The organism is Lentzea flaviverrucosa (assembly GCF_003350445.1).
Lineage (GTDB): Bacteria > Actinomycetota > Actinomycetes > Mycobacteriales > Pseudonocardiaceae > Lentzea > Lentzea californiensis.
This window is the reverse complement of the sequence record NZ_QQAU01000001.1, coordinates 372,568-389,944: the sequence shown is the minus strand read 5'-3', so window position 1 is coordinate 389,944 and position 17,377 is coordinate 372,568. Positions and strand designations below refer to the sequence as shown.

At 70.4% G+C, this 17,377-nt stretch carries 17 protein-coding genes; 5 read left to right on the top strand and 12 right to left on the bottom strand.

Annotated elements, in window-relative coordinates; all coding sequences use genetic code 11:
* Positions 1 to 3 precede the first annotated feature (3 nt).
* The 4 genes from DFR72_RS01950 to DFR72_RS01935 form a co-directional block, all read right to left on the bottom strand.
* On the bottom strand, positions 4 to 975 hold the full coding sequence (locus DFR72_RS01950; protein WP_090064315.1) for an arabinan endo-1,5-alpha-L-arabinosidase: 972 nt from the start codon (positions 973 to 975) through the stop codon (positions 4 to 6).
* Between the two features lie 50 nt (positions 976 to 1,025).
* Entirely contained in the window at positions 1,026 to 2,465 is a 1,440-nt protein-coding gene (locus tag DFR72_RS01945) for a family 43 glycosylhydrolase (RefSeq protein ID WP_090064316.1), read from the bottom strand.
* An 11-nt stretch (positions 2,466 to 2,476) separates the two neighbouring features.
* Positions 2,477 to 3,844 (bottom strand): glycoside hydrolase family 43 protein, encoded by a 1,368-nt coding sequence (locus tag DFR72_RS01940; RefSeq protein ID WP_211335262.1) that lies wholly within the window; start codon positions 3,842 to 3,844, stop codon positions 2,477 to 2,479.
* Between the two features lie 218 nt (positions 3,845 to 4,062).
* A complete protein-coding gene (locus tag DFR72_RS01935; RefSeq protein ID WP_090064317.1) occupies positions 4,063 to 4,644 on the bottom strand; it encodes a dihydrofolate reductase family protein in 582 nt (193 codons plus the stop codon).
* A 171-nt stretch (positions 4,645 to 4,815) separates the two neighbouring features.
* Between DFR72_RS01935 and DFR72_RS01930 the strand changes: the two genes are divergently transcribed.
* Complete coding sequence (locus tag DFR72_RS01930) at positions 4,816 to 5,979, top strand: LLM class flavin-dependent oxidoreductase (RefSeq protein ID WP_090064318.1); 1,164 nt, start codon at positions 4,816 to 4,818, stop codon at positions 5,977 to 5,979.
* Here the strand turns inward: DFR72_RS01930 and DFR72_RS01925 are convergent.
* From DFR72_RS01925 to DFR72_RS01915, 3 genes are read right to left on the bottom strand one after another with little or no spacing between them, the layout of a single operon-like run.
* On the bottom strand, positions 5,936 to 7,147 hold the full coding sequence (locus tag DFR72_RS01925; protein ID WP_090064319.1) for an NAD(P)/FAD-dependent oxidoreductase: 1,212 nt from the start codon (positions 7,145 to 7,147) through the stop codon (positions 5,936 to 5,938). The two genes, DFR72_RS01930 and DFR72_RS01925, sit on opposite strands and share 44 nt — an antisense overlap.
* Positions 7,147 to 7,341, bottom strand: a complete 195-nt coding sequence (locus tag DFR72_RS01920; RefSeq protein ID WP_090064320.1) for a ferredoxin — start codon at positions 7,339 to 7,341, stop codon at positions 7,147 to 7,149. The genes DFR72_RS01925 and DFR72_RS01920 overlap by 1 nt, the downstream gene beginning before the upstream one ends.
* Positions 7,338 to 8,582 (bottom strand): cytochrome P450, encoded by a 1,245-nt coding sequence (locus tag DFR72_RS01915; protein WP_090064593.1) that lies wholly within the window; start codon positions 8,580 to 8,582, stop codon positions 7,338 to 7,340. Before DFR72_RS01915 ends, DFR72_RS01920 begins: the two co-directional genes overlap by 4 nt.
* Positions 8,583 to 8,744: 162 nt before the next feature.
* Here DFR72_RS01915 and DFR72_RS01910 point away from each other — a divergent pair, with 162 nt between their 5' ends.
* On the top strand, positions 8,745 to 9,344 hold the full coding sequence (locus DFR72_RS01910; protein WP_090064321.1) for a TetR/AcrR family transcriptional regulator: 600 nt from the start codon (positions 8,745 to 8,747) through the stop codon (positions 9,342 to 9,344).
* Between the two features lie 17 nt (positions 9,345 to 9,361).
* Here DFR72_RS01910 and DFR72_RS01905 read toward each other — a convergent pair whose 3' ends face one another.
* Positions 9,362 to 9,919 carry a TetR/AcrR family transcriptional regulator gene (locus tag DFR72_RS01905; RefSeq protein ID WP_090064594.1) on the bottom strand — a complete coding sequence of 186 codons (558 nt, stop codon included), beginning with the start codon at positions 9,917 to 9,919 and terminating at the stop codon, positions 9,362 to 9,364.
* Positions 9,920 to 10,017: 98 nt separating this feature from the next.
* Here DFR72_RS01905 and DFR72_RS01900 point away from each other — a divergent pair, with 98 nt between their 5' ends.
* A complete protein-coding gene (locus tag DFR72_RS01900; RefSeq protein ID WP_090064322.1) occupies positions 10,018 to 10,899 on the top strand; it encodes an NmrA/HSCARG family protein in 882 nt (293 codons plus the stop codon).
* Positions 10,900 to 10,915: 16 nt separating this feature from the next.
* Here the strand turns inward: DFR72_RS01900 and DFR72_RS01895 are convergent, their stop codons facing one another.
* Positions 10,916 to 12,328: an ATP-binding protein gene (locus tag DFR72_RS01895; protein ID WP_090064323.1), complete on the bottom strand. Its 1,413-nt coding sequence runs from the start codon at positions 12,326 to 12,328 to the stop codon at positions 10,916 to 10,918.
* Positions 12,328 to 13,995: an NAD(P)/FAD-dependent oxidoreductase gene (locus DFR72_RS01890; protein ID WP_090064324.1), complete on the bottom strand. Its 1,668-nt coding sequence runs from the start codon at positions 13,993 to 13,995 to the stop codon at positions 12,328 to 12,330. The genes DFR72_RS01895 and DFR72_RS01890 overlap by 1 nt, the downstream gene beginning before the upstream one ends.
* Before the next feature lie 56 nt (positions 13,996 to 14,051).
* Here DFR72_RS01890 and DFR72_RS01885 point away from each other — a divergent pair, with 56 nt between their 5' ends.
* Positions 14,052 to 14,315, top strand: a complete 264-nt coding sequence (locus tag DFR72_RS01885) for a UBP-type zinc finger domain-containing protein (protein WP_090064325.1) — start codon at positions 14,052 to 14,054, stop codon at positions 14,313 to 14,315.
* Positions 14,316 to 14,385: 70 nt separating this feature from the next.
* On the top strand, positions 14,386 to 14,862 hold the full coding sequence (locus DFR72_RS01880; protein WP_090064326.1) for a YybH family protein: 477 nt from the start codon (positions 14,386 to 14,388) through the stop codon (positions 14,860 to 14,862).
* Here DFR72_RS01880 and DFR72_RS01875 read toward each other — a convergent pair.
* Together DFR72_RS01875 and DFR72_RS01870 are read right to left on the bottom strand one after the other, a co-directional pair.
* On the bottom strand, positions 14,819 to 16,777 hold the full coding sequence (locus tag DFR72_RS01875) for an ABC transporter ATP-binding protein (RefSeq protein ID WP_245982546.1): 1,959 nt from the start codon (positions 16,775 to 16,777) through the stop codon (positions 14,819 to 14,821). The two genes, DFR72_RS01880 and DFR72_RS01875, sit on opposite strands and share 44 nt — an antisense overlap.
* Positions 16,777 to 17,355, bottom strand: coding sequence for a TetR/AcrR family transcriptional regulator (locus tag DFR72_RS01870; protein ID WP_090064327.1), 579 nt, complete (start codon positions 17,353 to 17,355; stop codon positions 16,777 to 16,779). The genes DFR72_RS01875 and DFR72_RS01870 overlap by 1 nt, the downstream gene beginning before the upstream one ends.
* Positions 17,356 to 17,377 lie beyond the last annotated feature (22 nt).

Genomic DNA, 17,377 nt, shown 5'->3' with positions numbered 1-17,377 from the left:
TCCTCACCGCAGGAACGGCCAGCCGGCCGAGTCGTAGGCCAGCAGGTTGACGCCGAGCCGGGACGCGCCGGTGCCGGTGTAGTAGTGGTAGATCAGGACGTCACCGTCGACGTCGGCGAGGACGTCCTGGTGCCCCGGTCCGTGCACGTTGCCCTGCCCGGCCAGGACCTCCGTGCCGCCGCCGGACGTCAGCGTGGTGCCGTTGCGGGCGATGTACGGGCCGGTGACGCTGGTGGAGCGGCCGGCCATCACCCGGTACGTGCTGGACGCGCCCCGGCAGCACAGGTCGAACGAGACGAAGAGGTAGTAGTAGGCGCCGCGTTTGACGATGTTCGGCGCCTCGATCGCCCCGCCGTTCCTGCCCGCGACGGAGCGGACCGTCGAGTCGGACCGCAGGCCGGTGGCCGGGTTGAGCGCGACCATCTTGATGCCGGACCAGAACGAGCCGAAGCTCAGCCACCAGCGGCCCTGGTCGTCCACGACGAGGTCCGGGTCGATGGCGTTGAAGTTGTCCGACGTCCGCGACTCGACCACCAGGCCGCGGTGGGTCCACGTGCCGGAGTCGCCGCTCGGGCTGGTGGCCAGGAAGATCGCCGACCGGTTCGAGCCGAACGTCGAAGCCGAGTAGTAGAGCCAGTACCGTCCGTCGCGATAGGACACGTCCGGCGCCCAGAGGTTGCTGCTGCCACCGGTGTACGGGGTGGTCCACGACGCGCCGCCGGGGAACGCCGAACCCGCGTTGCGGAACGCGGTCCTGTCGGTGGAGGTCTTCAGCGCGATGTTGGTGCCGGTGTGCGCCACCAGGTAGCTGCCGTCGGGGCGTTTCACCGCGCTCGGGTCGTGCACGCCGACGTCACCGGTGACATGGCCGGGCAGCGGATAGGCCGACGCGTGCGGTGCCGTCGCGACGGTGGTGGTCAGGACCACCGCCGCGACCAGTGCGGCTTTTGCCAGTGCGTACTTCCTCAGATCCATGAGACACCTCGATCTCTGGGACGGAGTCGCGGCGGCGGGTGGAACCGTTGTCACTCCAGGACGAACGTCGCGTCCGCCCGTCCTTGCGCGTCGGCGACCGCCTGCAGGTAGAGCAGTCCGGCGCTGGCGCGGATGTGGCGGCCGGGGAAGTTCACCGACTCGAACGACACCGCCGAACTCGCGGCGAGCCCGGCGCGCTGCGTGAAGCTGGCGTCGTTGCGGAACAGTGCGCTGCCGTCGCTGCGGTCGACCCACAGCTCGTTGTTGCGGTGCCGCAGGTAGTAGCCGGGGAAGTTGGCCGACTCGAGCGACACCGTGCCGGAGCCGGCCAGCCCCGTGACGAGCTTGAACTGGGAGTCGGCCAGCGGTGCCACGCCTGCTTCCATGCGCGCGCGGTACTCCCAGTGCCGCACGAAGCGGTCGGCGGCGGCATGGGACCGGAGCCTGACCGGGGTCGGCCCGTCGGCGACCGGGATGCCGAAGTCCGGTGTGCCGTCGGCCTTGTAGTAGACCTTCTGCACGCGGGTGCGGCGGTTCGGGTCGTTGAGCGGGTCGCCGCTGATGTCACGGTAGTTGCGGTCGTGGTAGACCATCACGTCGCTGCTGCCGTCCTCGGACACCGTGAACGAGTTGTGGCCGGGTCCGTACTGGCCGGTCGCGTCGTTGCTGGTGAAAACGGGGTTGGCACCTTTGGTCCACGACGCCGGGTTGAGCAGGTCCGCCGACGCCGACGCGGTCAGCAGGCCGAGGCAGTAGTTCGCGTCGGTGGCACTGGCCGAGTAGGTGAGGAACACCTTTCCGTTGCGTTGCAACACCGCCGGTCCCTCCGCGACCTTGAACCCGCGGGTCTCCCAGGCGAGCGACGGCACCACCAGCCGCGTCACCGTGCCGGTGATCGTCCACGGGTTCGCGCCCATGCGGGCGAGGTAGACGTTGGAGTTCGTGGCGATGCCCGGTTCCTGCTGCGCCCAGGTCAGGTAGCGCACGCCGTTGTGCACGAACGTGGAGGCGTCCAGGGAGAAGGTGTCCCACGGGGTGGTGATGCGGCCGCGCTCGGTCCACGACCCGGTCAGCGGGTTGGCGCTGGAGGTCTCCAGCACGTACATCCGGATGCGCCAGATGTCGTCGCTGCGGCCCGCCGCGAAGTAGACGTACCATTTCCCGTTGATGAAGTGGATCTCCGGCGCCCAGATGTGGGCGGCCATCTCACCGCTGGAGTGCTTGCGCCAGATCACCGTCTCCTGCGCGGAGGCCAGTCCCTGGATCGTGGTCGCGCGGCGCAGGACGATCCGGTCGTACTCCGGAACGGTCGCGGTGAAGTAGTAGAAGCCGTCGGTGTGCTTGAAGATGTGCGGGTCGGCGCGCCGTTCCGCGATCGGGTTGGTGTACCGCACCGCGGGCGCCGCACCCGCCTGCGGCACGGGCATCCCGGCCACGCAGGTGACGGCGGCGAGCGCCAGCACGGCCAGGCGGAGGAGAACGGTCTTCATCGACTGTCCTTTCAGGCCAGTGGTGCGGTGACGGTGAAGGACGCGTCACCGGCGAACGCCGAACCGGAGGTGCGCCAGTCGACGCGCAGCTCGTGGTCGAGGTGGCGCAGGTAACGCCCGGGGTGGGAGTAGGACTCGAACGACGTGCTGCCGCCGCCCGCGAGACCGGCCCGGCCGCAGAAGGTGGCGTCGCGGGCGAACGTCGCGTCACCGCTGTTGGTGTCCAGCCGGACGCGGAAGTCGTAGTGCCGCAGGTAGCGGTCGGGGAAGTTCACCGACCTCAACGAGTAGCAGCCCGCGTTCGCCAGCCCGGCCACGACGGTGAACGTCGCGTCCCGGCGCACCGACAGCGCGCTGGACGAGCTCACCGGCTCGACGTAACCGAGGTTGTCGCGGTGGCGGACGAATCGGTCGGGCAGGTTGGCCGAGCGCAGCGACCGGGCCCCCGTGGCCACCGCCGTGCCGTCACCGGAGTCCTCCCGCAGCACGGTGAAGTGCCGCGCTGTGCCGGACAGCCCGGCCAGTTCGGCCTTGGCGCCGAAACTGCCGAGGTTCGTGCTGTCGGCGTAGAAGTACCGCCGCTGTCCGTACTGGTCGAAGTAGATCCGCCACCGGCCGTCGGGCAGTCGCACGAGCGCGGGTCCTTCGAGGCCGGAACCCCAGCCCGCCCAGTTGCCCGTGCCGACGAAGGTCCACGGCCCGTTCAGCGACGTGGCGGTGGCGTGCTCGATGTACTTCGTGGTCTCGTTCTTGAGGAAGTTGTGGTAGGTCCCGCCGACCTTGACCAGGAAGCTGTCGATGTAGTTGGCCGGGATGCCGAGCGCGGCCGGACTGCTCCACGCCGACAGGTCCGCGTTCGTCGCGGTGATCCGGTACGGGCGGAACTGTCCCGCCGTTCCGGCCGTGGACGCGGAGAAGACCACGTGCACGCTGCCGTCGGAGTCCTTGAACCACTCCGGTGCCCAGGTGCTGCCGGTGGCCCCGTTCAGTCCTACCCGGACGTTGCGCAGGAACGTCCAGCTCACGTAGTCCGCACTGCGGGCGAAACCGATGGTGTCGCCCGTCCAGTTCGTCGTGTAGACGAGGTAGTAGTACCCGTCGGTGTGCCGCAGGACGCTGGGATCGCGGATCAGCCCCGACGGCGGCGTGTAGGCGTTGGCCCTGACCTGGGTGAAGCTGGTCGCGTTCGCCGAGTCGAAGACGTACATGTTCGACTCGCTGCTGTTCGTGAACGCGGTCATCACGTAGTGCGGCACGGGGCCGGCCGCCGATACCACCGGACTGGCGACGACGGCCGACCCGGCGGCGAACGCGGCCGTGACGGCGATGAGCACGCGCCTTCTGAACGAACGGACGGCACGCGGCAGGGGAAAACGCATGGGCCGGCTCCTAGCGCCATTGAGAGGAGGCTCCGTACGTGAGCGTTAACACTATGTTGCAAGGTTGCTGTGGATGGCAATGCCGCTTGGCGGTGCTGGCGCCGGGTTAGCGATAACAACGAGGTCCGGCGACTGCCGTCGAAATTCCACCGCGCGTCGTTCGACGAGGATTCGACGATTCACGCGCCGCCGGTCCGGCGGGGAAGCGCACGCCGTTGTCACCCTTGTCCGGGACCGACCCGGTCGTAGTGGGCGACGATCACACCCTTCGGCGTCGTCACGCTGCCGGTCAGCTCGAACTCCGTCAGCGGAGCGGGCCCGTCGAACAGCCGCGCGCCGCCGCCCAGCGTCACCGGGTGGATCACCAGCGTGTACCGGTCGACCAGCCCGGCCGCGTGCAGCGACCGCACCAGCGCCGCGCTGCCGATGACCGAGAGGTCGTCTCGCAGAGACGCCACGTCCTCGATCGACCGCAGCAGCACCGAGTTCTCCCACGCGTCCGCGTCGGGAAGGCTCGACGAGACGACGTACTTGCGGGCGGCGTTCATGTGCGTGGTGAACGGGTTCCCGTCGGTGGCCGAGGCCCACACGCCGATGAAGTCCTGCCACGTGCGGCGCCCGAACAGCATCGACCCGGACCCCGCCATGCCCTTGGCCATCTCCGCCGCCAGCACGTCGTCCTGGTAGCGCGCACCCCACCCGCCCTGCGTGAAACCGCCACGCGTGTCCTCGTCCGGGCGTCCGAAGCCCTGCACGACACCGTCGAGCGTCATGAACATCGTCGTCGAGACAGAACGCATCGCCGCACTCCTTGAAGGTTGAAGTCACCCCTACACGAACGGCCGGGCCCGGTTTCGACACGCGTGCTTCCGGGACTGCTCCATTTGAGAAGTCGGTACCACCTGCGTAACGACCCGGTCGCTCACAGAGACATCAGCCTTGGTGTCCGCGCGAGGTGAGGGTGTGTGCCGATGAAGATCGATCTGTTCAACGAGATCCAGAACCCCGGCCCTGCTCCCGAGCAGTTCCGCTTCCGCCAGGCCCTGGACCAGGCTCGCCTCGCCGACGAGCTCGGCTACGGGTGCTGGTGGCAGGTCGAGCACCACGGCGCGGGGGAGTTCAGCCTGTCGTCCGCTCCCGAGCTGGTGCTCGCCGCGCTGTCGCAGCAGACCTCCCGCATCCGCCTCGGTCACGCCGCCGTGCTCGCGCCCGGCCGTTTCAACCACCCGATCCGCGTGGCCGAACGCGCCGCCACCCTCGACCACCTCAGCGGCGGCCGCGTCGAGCTCGGCCTCACCCGCTCCACCATCCCCGAGTGGAACCTCTTCGGCGTCGAGCCCGCCGACGCGCGTGCCCAGACCGCCGAGGCGTTCGAGATGGTGCCGAAGATGTGGACCACCGACCGCTTCTCCCACTCCGGTGAGCACTACGAGGTCTCCGACGTCTCGATCATCCCGAAGCCGCTGCAGACCCCGCACCCGCCGCTGTGGCAGGCCGCCGCGTCCCCGACGTCCTTCGAGGAGGCCGGCCGCCGCGGCGTCGGCGTGCTCGGCACCACGATCTGGGAGTCCCTCGACCGGGTCGCCCGCATGATCGACCTCTACCGCGCGGCCGCCGCGCAGTGCACCTCGCCGGTCGGCTCGTTCGTCAACGACCAGGTCGCCTACTTCACCTTCGTGCACTGCGCCGAGACCGACGAGCAGGCCATGCGCAACGGGGCCGCGGCCGCCGCGGCCTGGTACACGGTGACGGCGTTGCGCTTCTTCAACGCCGCCGCCGAGTTCGCCGCGACCATGCAACGCCACCAGGACATCCTCGCGACCGGCGGCAACGGTCTCACCGGCGAGTTCCTGCGCGCCGAGCTGGACGCCGCCCCCACCGAGGCGCAGCTCGTGATCGGCCGGATCATCCAGGGCGAGGACGTGCCCGAGGACGAGGTGTTCGAGGTGCTGTCGGCGCAGCAGTCGCTGATCGTCGGCAGCCCGGACACGTGCCGCAAGAAGCTGCGGGCCTACGCGGACCTCGGCATCGACCGGTTGATGTGCCTGCAGCAGATCGGGCCGATCGGGGCGGACGAGGTGATGACGAGCATCAGGCTGATCGGGGAGCTGATCCCGGAGTTCGACCGGTCCTGACCCCGTCGGGCGGGCCGGAGACCAGTTGCCGGTCCTGGCGCAGCTGCCTGGCCATGTTCCAGCCGAGCACACCGACGACCCCGCCCCGTACGACGTAGTGCGCGACGAACTTCCGTTCGTCGAGCCGGCCGTGGGCGACCGACATCTCCGCTCCGGCCGGGAACACGCCGTACGCCTGGACCTTCGCGTCGAACTGGTCGGTCCAGAAGTACGGCACCGGCGCGAACGGGGTCTGTGCGCCGAGCAGGGTGCGGGCCACCGCCATGCCCTGTTCGGTGGCGTTCATCCGGTGCTCGACCCGCATCAGGCCACCGAAGTGCGGGTGGAACCAGCGGGCCACGTCGCCGGCGGCGTACACGCCGTCGGCGGCGCGGCAGGTGGCGTCGCACACCACGCCGTCGTCCACCGGCACGCCGGACCCGTCGAGCCAGCCGGTGGCGGGCACCGCGCCGATCGCGACCAGCACGACGTCCGCCCGCACCACCGTTCCGTCGGTCAGTTCGACGCCCGACACCGCGCCTTCGCCGTGCAACCTGACCACGCCGACGCCGTTGCGCAGCCGCACTCCGCGTTCCTCGTGGAGCTCGGCGATCGCCGCCGCGACCCGGTCGCCGAACTGGCGGACGAGAGGCAGGGGCAGCGGGTCGACCAGCGTCACGTCCAGCCCGAGCTGTCGCGCCGCCGCCGCGGCCTCGGTGCCGAGGAACCCCGCGCCGACGACCACGACCGCCGACGACCGCAGCAGATCACCGCGCAACGCCAGCGCGTCGCCGACGGTGCGCAACACGTGCACCCCGGCGAGGTCGTGGCCGGACGGGAGTGTCCGCGGCGTCGTCCCGGTGGCGATCACCAGGCCGTCGTAACCGAGCTCCTCGCCGTTCGACAGCGCGACCGTGCGACGAGCGAGGTCCAGTCCGCACGCGGCGTTCCCGAGCAGCAGCTCGATGTCGTGGTCCACGTACGCGGATTCCGGCCGCAGCACCGTCCTCTCCGGCTCCCAGGCACCCGCCAGGACCTGTTTGGACAGTGGTGGCCGGTCGTAGGGGAGTGCCTCCTCGTCACCGACCAGGGTGAGCCTGCCGGTGTAGCCCTCCCGGCGCAGCGTCTCGGCGGTGGTGACGCCGGCCGCCGAAGCGCCGACGACGACCACCCGTTCGAGGTTCCCCACTACCGGTCGACCACGATCGCCAGCGCCGGGCACAGCAGGGCGGCGTGCTCGGTCGCCGCCTCCAGTTCGGCGGGCGGTTCTTCCAGCAGCAGGACCACCATGCCGTCCTCGTCGCGCTGGTCGAACACGTCGGGTGCCGCCAGTACGCACTGGCCCGCGCCCACGCAGGCGTCCACGTCGATGCGCACCTTCATCGGTTGTCCTCCTCCCTGTCCCAGATGACCGGCAGCGCGCGCACGCCGTAGACCAGCGCGTCGTTCTTGAACTCGATCTGCTCGAACGGCACGGCGAGCCGCAGCGTCGGGATGCGCTGGTGCAGGCGGGCGAACACCTCCTGCAGCTCCACCCTGGCCAGCTGCTGGCCGAGGCACTGGTGGATGCCGTAACCGAACGCCAGGTGCGCGGTCGCCTCACGCTCGAGGTCGATGCGGTCGGGGTCGGGGAACACCGACTCGTCCCGGTTGCCGGCGGACAGCACGGCGACGAGCCACTCACCGGCCTTGATCGTCTCGTCGCCGATCGTCAGGTCGCCGGTGGCCTGACGCAGCACGCCGAACTGCACGATCGACAGGTACCGCAACATCTCGTCGACGGCGGTGCCCGCGAGCCCGGGATCGGCCCGCAGCGCGGCGAGCTGGTCCGGCTGGCGCAGCAGGGCCAGCGTGCTGAGGCCGATCATGTTGGCCGTCGTCTCGTGCCCGGCGATCAGCAGCGTGATGCCGAGGGTGACCAGTTCCTCGACCGACAGCTCCTGGCCGCTCTCCCCGGCCCGGACGATCAGCCTGCCGAGCAGGTCGTCGCCCGGCGCCGCCAGTTTGGTCAGCACGAGCTGGGTCATGAACCCGACGACCTCGAGGTTGGCCTGCTCCAGCGCGGCGGGGTCGCTGTTCGTGCCGATGAGCACGGCCGTCTGCTCCTGGAAGCGGTCGCGGTCGGCGTAGTCGACGCCCAGCAGCTCGCAGATCACCAGTGAGGGGATCGGCAGCGCGAAGTCCGCCACCAGGTCGACCGGCCCGGTTCGCGCCAGCAGCGCGTCGAGGTGGTCGTCGACCAGGCCCTGGATGTAGGGGCGCATGGCCTGGATCCGCTTGACGGTGAACTCCGGCGTCAGCAGGCGGCGCAGCCGGGCGTGGGCGGGGCCGTCCATGTTCAGCAGGCTGCCGGGCGCCACCGGCCGGTCGAGCAGGCCGCCCGCCACGACGTGCGTGGACGGTGCCGCGTGCGAGCTGAGGTGGGGATCGCCCAGCATCGCGCGCACGTCGGCGTACCGGCTGACGACGCGGGCTTCGACGCCGACCGGGCACGCGAGCGCGGGCGTGCCCTCCCGAGCACGCAGCTCGGCGTACTCGGCGGGCGGGTCGAACGGGCAGCCGGAGTCGCGTGCGGTCGGGAAGGTGGCCAGGTCAGCGGACGTGTCCACAGTGGTCTCACTCATGGTCCGGCCCACCTTCCCGAGAAAAAATGGCAGTCGCTGTCATATGGCTGAGGCTGCCAGATGACACTGAATGCCGCAACCGCTCGGCGTGTCAGGTGGCAGTGGCTGTCATGTGGCAGTGCTACCGTGCGGTTCGCCGGGAGAGGGCTGTGAGGTGGCGTTATGGGCTTGCGTGAAGCGAAGATGGAACGCACCCGGCGGTTCATCGCCGAGTCGGCGTTCGACCTGTTCGTCGCGCAGGGGTACGACGACACCACGATCGAGCAGATCGCCGCCGCGGCCGAGGTCGGCACCCGCACGCTGTACCGCTACTACGCCACCAAAGAGGCACTGGTCGTCAGCTTCGTGCAGAACGGCCTGGACGCGGCGATGGAGGCCTTCCTCGCCCAGCCCGACGAGACTCCGCTGCCCGAGGCGCTGCACGCCGTCATCGGCAGCGTCGAGCAGACGATCGCGACGAACTCGGCGCGCCTGCTCGCCCTGTACGAGATCTTCGACAAGACCACGGGGCTGCGGGCCGGCCTGGCCGACCTGTGCTGGAGCTGGCGTCAGCGGCTGGCCCAGGAGATCCTCCGGCGTGAGGGCGGGACCGGCGACGTGCTGTTCGCCGCGCTGACCGCCGCGAGCACCATGAACGTGATCGAGGTCGTCGTGCAGACGTGGACCTCGGGCGGCGGCAGGGCCGAGGTCGCGGACATCGCCCGGGAAACGCTGGAGCTGTTGCACACCAAGACGATCCCGTTCCCCGCCCCCGCCGGCTGAGCTGACGCGTCCCCGGATCAGCGAGCCGGGCTGATGCCCGCCACGGCGAGCGCGAACAACCGTCCTGCCGAGGCCGCCGGGTCCTGGTGGTGCTCGGTGACCATCACGATGCCGACGATCAGCGTCACCAGTTCGACGGCCGTGACGTTCCCCGCGACCGTGCCGTCCCGGACCGCCCGGCGCAGCAACGGTTCCGCCGCCTGTGCGACCACCGACGCGCACGAGTTCCCGTCCACCGGGTCGCCCTCGTAGGCCAGGGCGGTGGCAAGGCCACGCGCTGTGACGCAGTACGCGACGAGCTCGTCCAGCCAGGCGAGCAGCGAGTCCCTGCTGTCGCCCGCGCCGTCCAGTTCGCGCGCCCGGTCGCACAACGCCTCGATCCGTTGTGCGGACACGGCTTCCAGCAGGGCGTGCCGGTTCGGGAAGTGCCGGCGCACCGTCGCCGAACCGACCCCGGCGACGCGGGCGATCTGCTCCAGCGACGCACCACCGCCGTGCGCGGCCACCTCCTGCTCGGCGACGGCGAGGATCCGCTCGTAGTTGCGTCGGGCGTCGGCGCGCTGGCGGTCGGCCATGTCCACCTCGTGCTTGCTAAGTGGCGGGGTCCGCCATATCGTAGCGGACGTCTAAACGGCGGACCCCGCTGTTTTCGTTTCCGCAGCTGAGGAGCCTCATGTCCGCACCAGTGCTGGTCACAGGAGCCACCGGTAAGCAGGGCGGCGCAGCCGTGCACGCCCTCAAGGCGGCAGGTGTGCCCGTGCGCGCGTTGGTCCGCGATCCGTCGGCCGATCGAGCAAGAGCTCTGGGCGTCGAGCTCGTCGTGGGCGACCTGAACGACCGCGACTCGCTGGTCGGTGCCGCGAAGGGTGTCCGGGCCGTGTTCTCGGTGCAGATGGCCCTGCTGACCGAGGACGGGTTCGACTTCCCCGGCGAGCTGGTCCAGGCCACCAACCTGGTTCAGGCCGCGCTGGAGGCGGGCGTCCCGCACTTCATCCAGACCACAGTGGACGGTGCGGGCGAACGCATCACGGACGAGCGCTTCCCCATCAGGGAGGCGTCGCTCAACACCAAGGCCGAGATCCAGGACCGGGTCCGCGAGGCCGGGTTCGAGCGGTGGACGCTGCTCAAGCCCGGCTTCTTCATGGAGAACTTCCTGCCGTCGTCGGCGTTCCTGTTCCCGCGCGGCATCGAGGGCGGCCTGGTGAGCCTGCTCCGGCCCACCACCCGGTTGTCGCTGGTCGCGGTGCGGGACATCGGCACCGCGGTGGCCGCCGCCGTCGCCGATCCGGAGCGCTTCGACCGGGTCGAGCTGGAGCTCGCGAGCGACCACCTCTCGATGACGGAGATCGCCGCCGTGCTCTCGGACGCGTTCGGCGTCTCGCTCTCCGCACCGGACATGACCACGGAGCAGGCGTTCGCCGCGGGCATGCCGGAGATGGCCGCCGGGCACGACCGGTTGAACGAGACCGGCATGGCGGGCCGCCCGGAGTACGCCAGGGCGCTCGGCCTGCCGCTCACGAGCTTCGCGGAGTGGGCCAAGACGCTCACGCCGTGACCCTGCCCCACGGCCGTCACTGACCTGTCGCGTCCAGCGGCAGGACGACCTGGAACCTGGTGTCACCCGGACGCGACTCCACGCGGATGGCGCCGTGGTGCTTGTTGACCACGATCCGCCAGGAGATCTCCAGCCCGAGTCCGGTGCCCTCGCCGACCGGCTTGGTGGTGAAGAACGGTTCGAAGATCCGGCTCTTCACCTCCGCCGGGATGCCGGGACCGGTGTCGCCGATCTCCACGACGAGGTGCCTGTCCTGCCTGGAGGTCCGCACGGTCAACGTCCCCGCACCGCCCATCGCGCTCAAGGCGTTGTCGATCATGTTCGTCCACACCTGGTTGAGCTCGCCCGCGTAGGCCGGGATGAGGGGGAGCGTCCGGTCGTAGTCCTTGACCACCCGGACGTCCGTGAGCTTCCCGCCGAACATGACCAGGGTGGAGTCGAGCAGCTCGTGCACGTCGACCACCTGGAACGGCGCGCGGTCCATCTGCGAGTACTGCTTGGCGGCACCGACCAATGTGGACACCCTGGTCGTGGCGTCCTCGATCTCGTTCATCAGCAACTCGGTCTCGACCGTGTACCTGAGCCAGTGCACGGCGGGCCCCGTGACGGCGGCCGGGCACGACACGAGTGACCCCTCCAGCCACTCGACGTCCAGCCCGGCCGCGACCAGGACGGGCGCGACGTCCCAGCCGCCGGTGATGCCGTGGCCGTCGAGCCAGTCGGCGACCTCGTCCTCGGCGTCGCTGGTCTCCAGCGGACTGAGCTTCGGTGCCTTGGCGACCCGCTCGACCGCCTTCTCCTGCAGCTTGACCAGCGCCGGCAGCACGGCCGGGTCGATCGCCCCCTGTGCCAGGAGGGCGAGCTTGTGCCGCATGCCCGCGACCCGCTCGCGCAGTGCCGCGGTCGCCCGCACGGCGGCCGCGGCCGGGTTGTTGAGCTCGTGGGTGAGGCCCGCGGACAGCGCGCCGAGCGCGGTGAGCCGTTCGTGCTGGCCCACCGTCGCCTGGGTGTTGCGCATGCCCCAGAAAAGGCCCTCCAGCAGGTGCATCGCCATCGGGAACCACGCGCGGACCATCGGGCCGAACTCGTCGGCGTCGAACTGCAGCATCGACGTGGCGGTGATCGACTCGACGGTCATCTGGTAGGTCGGCTGGTCGAGCTCCAGGTAGGCCTGGGTGGCACCGAAGTACGAGCCGCGCAGGTCGCTGCGGCTCACCTCGATCCGCTGGCCGCCGATGGTGCGGCACAGCGCGACCGTGCCTTCGAGCAGCACGAAGAAGCACGTCGCCGGTTCGCCTTCGGTGAGCACGGCCGTGCCCGCCTCGCGGACCTCGACGTGACCGTGGCCGGCCAGCCAGTCCAGCTGGGACTGGTCGAGCTTCTCGAACAGGAACAGCGCGCGCAGTTCCTCCGCGGTGAGCCTCTCCATCACGACCTCTCCAGGTAACGGTGGACCAGGGTGACGGCCATGGCGCCCTCGCCGACCGCGGACGCGACGCGCTTCACCGAGTCCGCCCGGACGTCGCCCGCGACGAACACACCGGGCACGTTCGTCTCCAGGTGGTACGGCGCCCGCTCGAGGTCCCACCCCGGGGGTGAGCCGCCGAGGTCGGGTCCGGCGAGGAGGAAGCCGCGGTCGTCCCGTTCCAGCGTGCCGTCGAGCCAGTCCGTGCGCGGGGCGGCGCCGATGAACGCGAACAACCAGCTCGCCTGAACGGTCGTCGTCTCGCCGGTCTTGTTGTCCAGCAACGTCAACGTCTCGAGGTGGTCCTCACCCGAGCCATCGCGGATCTCGGTGTGCGTGCGCACCTCCACGTTCGGGATCGCCGCGAGCTGGTCGATCAGGTACCGCGACATCGACTGCTCCAGCGAGTCGCCCCGCACCAGGATCACGACCTTGCGCGCGTGCCCGGAGAAGTAGACGGCCGCCTGGCCCGCGGAGTTCGCGCCACCGACCAGGTACACGTCCCGCCCGGCGCAGTTGGGTCCCTCGGTGGTCGAGGCGCCGTAGTACACGCCCCGCCCCGTCAGCTCGCCGAGTCCGGGGGCGTCGAGCAGCCGGTAGGACACGCCGGTGGCGAGGATGACGGTGTGGGCGGCGAGCTCGGTGCCGTCGCCGAACCGAACGACGCGCGCGGCTCCCCGGCGTTCCAGGGCGACGACGTCGCGGGTGGTGAGCAGCTCGACCCCGAACTTGACCGCCTGCCTGCGGGCCCGTTCGGTCAGCTGCCCGCCGGACACCCCGTCGGGGAAGCCCAGGTAGTTCTCGATGCGGCTGCTCGTCCCCGCCTGGCCACCCGTCGCGATCCGTTCCACCAGGACGGTCCGCAGTCCCTCCGACCCGCCGTACACCGCGGCGCCGAGCCCCGCGGGCCCGCCGCCCACGACGATCAGGTCGTAGAACTCGGCCGACGGCTGCGTGCTCAGGCCCACCTCGGCGGCGAGCTCCGCGTCGGAGGGGCCGACCAGGGCCTTGCCCTGAGCCGTGACCACGACGGGCAGGGTCGTCCCGTCCTGGTGCGCCGCGGTGAGCAGGCAGCGCGCCTCCGGCTCGTCGAGCGTGTGCCAGCGGAACGGAACGTTGTTGCGTGCCAGGAAGTCCCGCACCTCGTAGGAACGCGGCGACCAGCGGTGCCCGACCACCCGCACCCGCTGCGGCGGCTGCCGGTCGCTCACGGCCCAGGCGCGCAGCTGCTCGTCGAGCACCGGGTAGAGGTTCTGCTCCGGCGGGTCCCACGGCTTGAGCAGGTAGTGGTCGAGGTCCACGACGTTGATCGCCTGGATCGCGGCGTCGGTGTCGGCGTACGCCGTGAGCAGCACCCGGCGCGCCTGGGGGAACACGTCCATGGCCTGTTCGAGGAACTCGATGCCGCTCATCTGCGGCATCCGGTAGTCGGCGAGCAACGCCGCGACCTCCTCGCCGCGCAGCTTGATCTCGTGCAGGGCCTCGAGCGCCTGGGGCCCGGACTCCGCCCGCACGACGCGGTAGTGCTCGCCGTACATCCGGCGCAGGTCGCGCGCCACCGCCCGTGACACGGCCGGGTCGTCGTCCACCGTGAGAATCGAAGGCCGCGCGACGCGACCGGCACTCGTCATGCGCCCAGTCAAACACCAGAAGTTGTCGGCGGCCGCAGCCGAGGTACCGTCGAGCCGTGACCACTACCTGCCAGCACGTCGCCGAACTGGGCGCCGAACCCGCCCCCACCACACCGGAGGGGTGTGAGGACTGCCTGGCCGAGGGCGGCCGATGGGTGCACCTGCGCCTGTGCCTGGGGTGCGGCAAGGTCGCCTGCTGCGACTCGTCGCCCGCCAAGCACGCCTCGAAGCACTTCGCCGACGAGGCGCACCCGATCATGCGCTCGTTCGAGCCGGGGGAGACCTGGCGCTGGTGCTTCGTGGACAACACGGTCGTGTGACGGCCGCGGGCGCTCGGGTGGGTGTGACGCACCCTGCCTGAAATCCCCGTGCGGTCCTAGCGTCGAGATCATGAACGACGAACAGGTGATCTCGGAGCTGCACGGCCGGTGGGTGTTCGGCTGGGACCGTCGTGAAGGGGACACGCCCTTCGACTTCGAGCGCGTCTTCGGCGAGTTCTACGACTTCGGCTCACCGGACGTCCGCCTCTACGACGACTTCGACCCCGCACACCGGGTGGCGACGACCGCCGCGGGCTACGGCGCGATCTGGGAGCCCGCCTTCCGCGAGATGGTGTCGGCGGAGCACGCGATCGACGACGGGCCGCACGTCGTCGCGGGCGGCGATCTGGCCGCGTCCACCCTGAGGTTCGTGGCCCGGATCGCCGCACCCGCCGGCGTCACGGACATCCGGACCACGTCCTCGCTGGTCTGGCACCGGACGCCGGACGGGTGGCGGATCATCCGCGAGCACAACTCCACCCGGGTCCTGGCGCCGGGGGAGTTCAGCCGGGCACTTCGTCCAGGTACGCCTGCGCCTGCAGGGTGAACAGCTCGGCGTAGCCGGCCTTGGCCGCCATCAGCTCCTCGTGCGTGCCGTACTCGGCGACTTTCCCGTGCTCCAGCAACAGGATCCGCTCGGCCTGCCGCACGGTCGAGAACCGGTGCGAGATGTACAGCGTCGTCCGGCCCTCCGACAGCTCCCGCAGCCGCGCGAAGAGGTCGTGCTCGGCCCGCGCGTCCAGCGCCGACGTCGGTTCGTCGAGCACCAGGATCGGCGCCTCCCGCTGGAAGGCCCTGGCCAGCGCGATCTTCTGCCACTCACCGCCGGACAGGCTGACGCCCTGGTCGAACCAGCGGCCGAGCGGGCTGTCGTAGCCGCGGGGGAGCCGTTCGATCCGCTCGTCCGCGCCGGCGCGGCGTGCCGAGTCCTCGATGTGCGGCCGGTCCTCGAGCCGGGTCAGGTCGCCGAGGCCGATGTTCTCCGCCGCCGTGCCCTGGTAGGTCACGTAGTCCTGGAACATCGCGCTGATCCGCGTGCGCAGCTCGACGGGGTCGTACTCGCGGATGTCGACGCCGTCGAGCAGGATGCGGCCGCCGGTCGGGTCGTAGAGCCGGCAGAGCAGCTTGAACAACGTCGACTTGCCCGCGCCGTTGCGGCCCACCACCGCCACCGTCTCGCCGGGCCGGATCTCGAAGCTGACCTCGTCCAGCGCGGCCTCCTCGGCGCCCGGATACCGGAACGTCACCGAGTCGAACTCGATGTGACCCTCCACGGTGGACGGCATCGGCCGCGGTGACGGCGGCGCGGTGATCTCCGGCTTCGTGTCCAGGAACCGGTACAGCGTGTCGAGGTAGAGGTTGTTCTCGTACATCCCGGCGAACGCCGTGAACAGCCCGGACACCGACGTCTGCACGGACGCCGCCGCGGCCGTGTACAGCGCCAGGTCTCCCAGCGTGAGCCGTCCGCCGACCGCTTCCAGTGCGATGTACAACGTGATCGCCGATCCCGCGAGCGTGCTCAACAGCCCCCAGGACGTCGAGCTGACGTTGCGGTTGACCGTCAGCTTCCGCTGGCGTTCGTAGGAGACGGCGCCGAGCCGGCGGAACCGGTCGGCGAAGTACGGGCCGAGCCCGAACAGCTTCGTCTCCTTGGCGTAGGTGTCCGTCGTGACCAAAGAGGACAGGTAGTCCATCCGCCGCTTGATCGGCGACATCACGAAGGTCAGCCAGAACGCGCGTGAGCCGTACTTCGACTGCGAGATGAACGCCGGGATCGGCGCCACCAGCGCGACCAGGGCCAGCAGCGGGCTGATCGAGACGAGCAGCGCGATCATGCTGGTGAACGTGATCAGCGTCCGCAGGAGCCCCAGCGCGGAGTTCATCATCGACAGCGGCCGCGTCGGCGCCTCCTGCGCGGCCTGGCGCAGCATGTCGTACGACGTCGAGCCCTCGAAGTAGGCGAGGTGCAGTTCGCTGGCGTGCGCCATCACGCGGTGGCGGATGGTCAGCGTCATGCGTTCCTGCAGCAGCGACTGCGCGATCGACGTCAGCGCGCCGCTGACCGCGGTCGCGGCGAGCACGCCGAACTGGAGCAGCGCGACCTTCGCGATGTCACCGGTGGTGCCGGTGTGCCCGATCGCGGCGACGACGGAGTCCAGCAGCAGCTTCGCGATGTACGCGGTCGCGGTCGGCAGGAGTCCCGAGAAGAGCGTGATCAGCACGAGCAGGACGGTCAGGACCGGGCTGGCCTGCCACGTGAGCTTCGCGACCTTCGGCAGGCCGCGGACGGTGCCCACCACGGACGTCCTCGTGCGCTTCAGCCGGGAGCGCAGGTCCTTGGGTTCGTCGTCCTGCTTCGGTTCGGGGATGTCGACCGGCCCGGTGAGCCCGCTGTCCGGCACCGTCGTGGCGCGCCGCCGCCGTCCGCGCCGGCCCAGCACGGACTCCAGGCCACCCGGCATCATCCAGCCTCCACGGCGCCGTGCAGGAAGAAGTCGACCACCTGGCGCGTGGTGGGCGCGTCGACGTCGGAGGCCAGCCTGCGGCCACCGAACAGCAAGGTCAGGAAGAGGGAGGCGAGGTGCTCCGGCGGCAGTCGCAGCCGGTCCTGCTCCGGGGTGAACAGCTCGACCATCGCCCCCCGGATGGCGGCCATCGACTCGCGGCGCCCGCCCTTCCCCGTGCCGCGTCGTTGTCCTGGGTCGCGCTGCTTGGTCCGGCCGGACGCGTGCAGCGCGCTCATCAGCGCGCCCATCCGCTCCAGGTGCGCGCCGAGCGCTTCGGCGGCTTCGACGAGCCGGTCCTCCAGGGGTTGGTCGAGGGGGATCTCGGCGATCGCGTCGAGCACGTGATCGGGCCGCAGCGCCTCGGCCGTGCAGGCGTCGAACAGCTCGTCCTTGTCCTTGAACGCGCGGAAGACGGTGCCCTCGCCGATGCCGGCGGCCCGGGCGATCTGGCTGCTCGTCACGTTCGCGCCGTGCTCCATCAAGAGCGGCAGCACGGCGTGCACGATCATGGCGCGCCGGTCCTCCGCGCTCATGCTCGGCGCTCTTCGCCGGGTT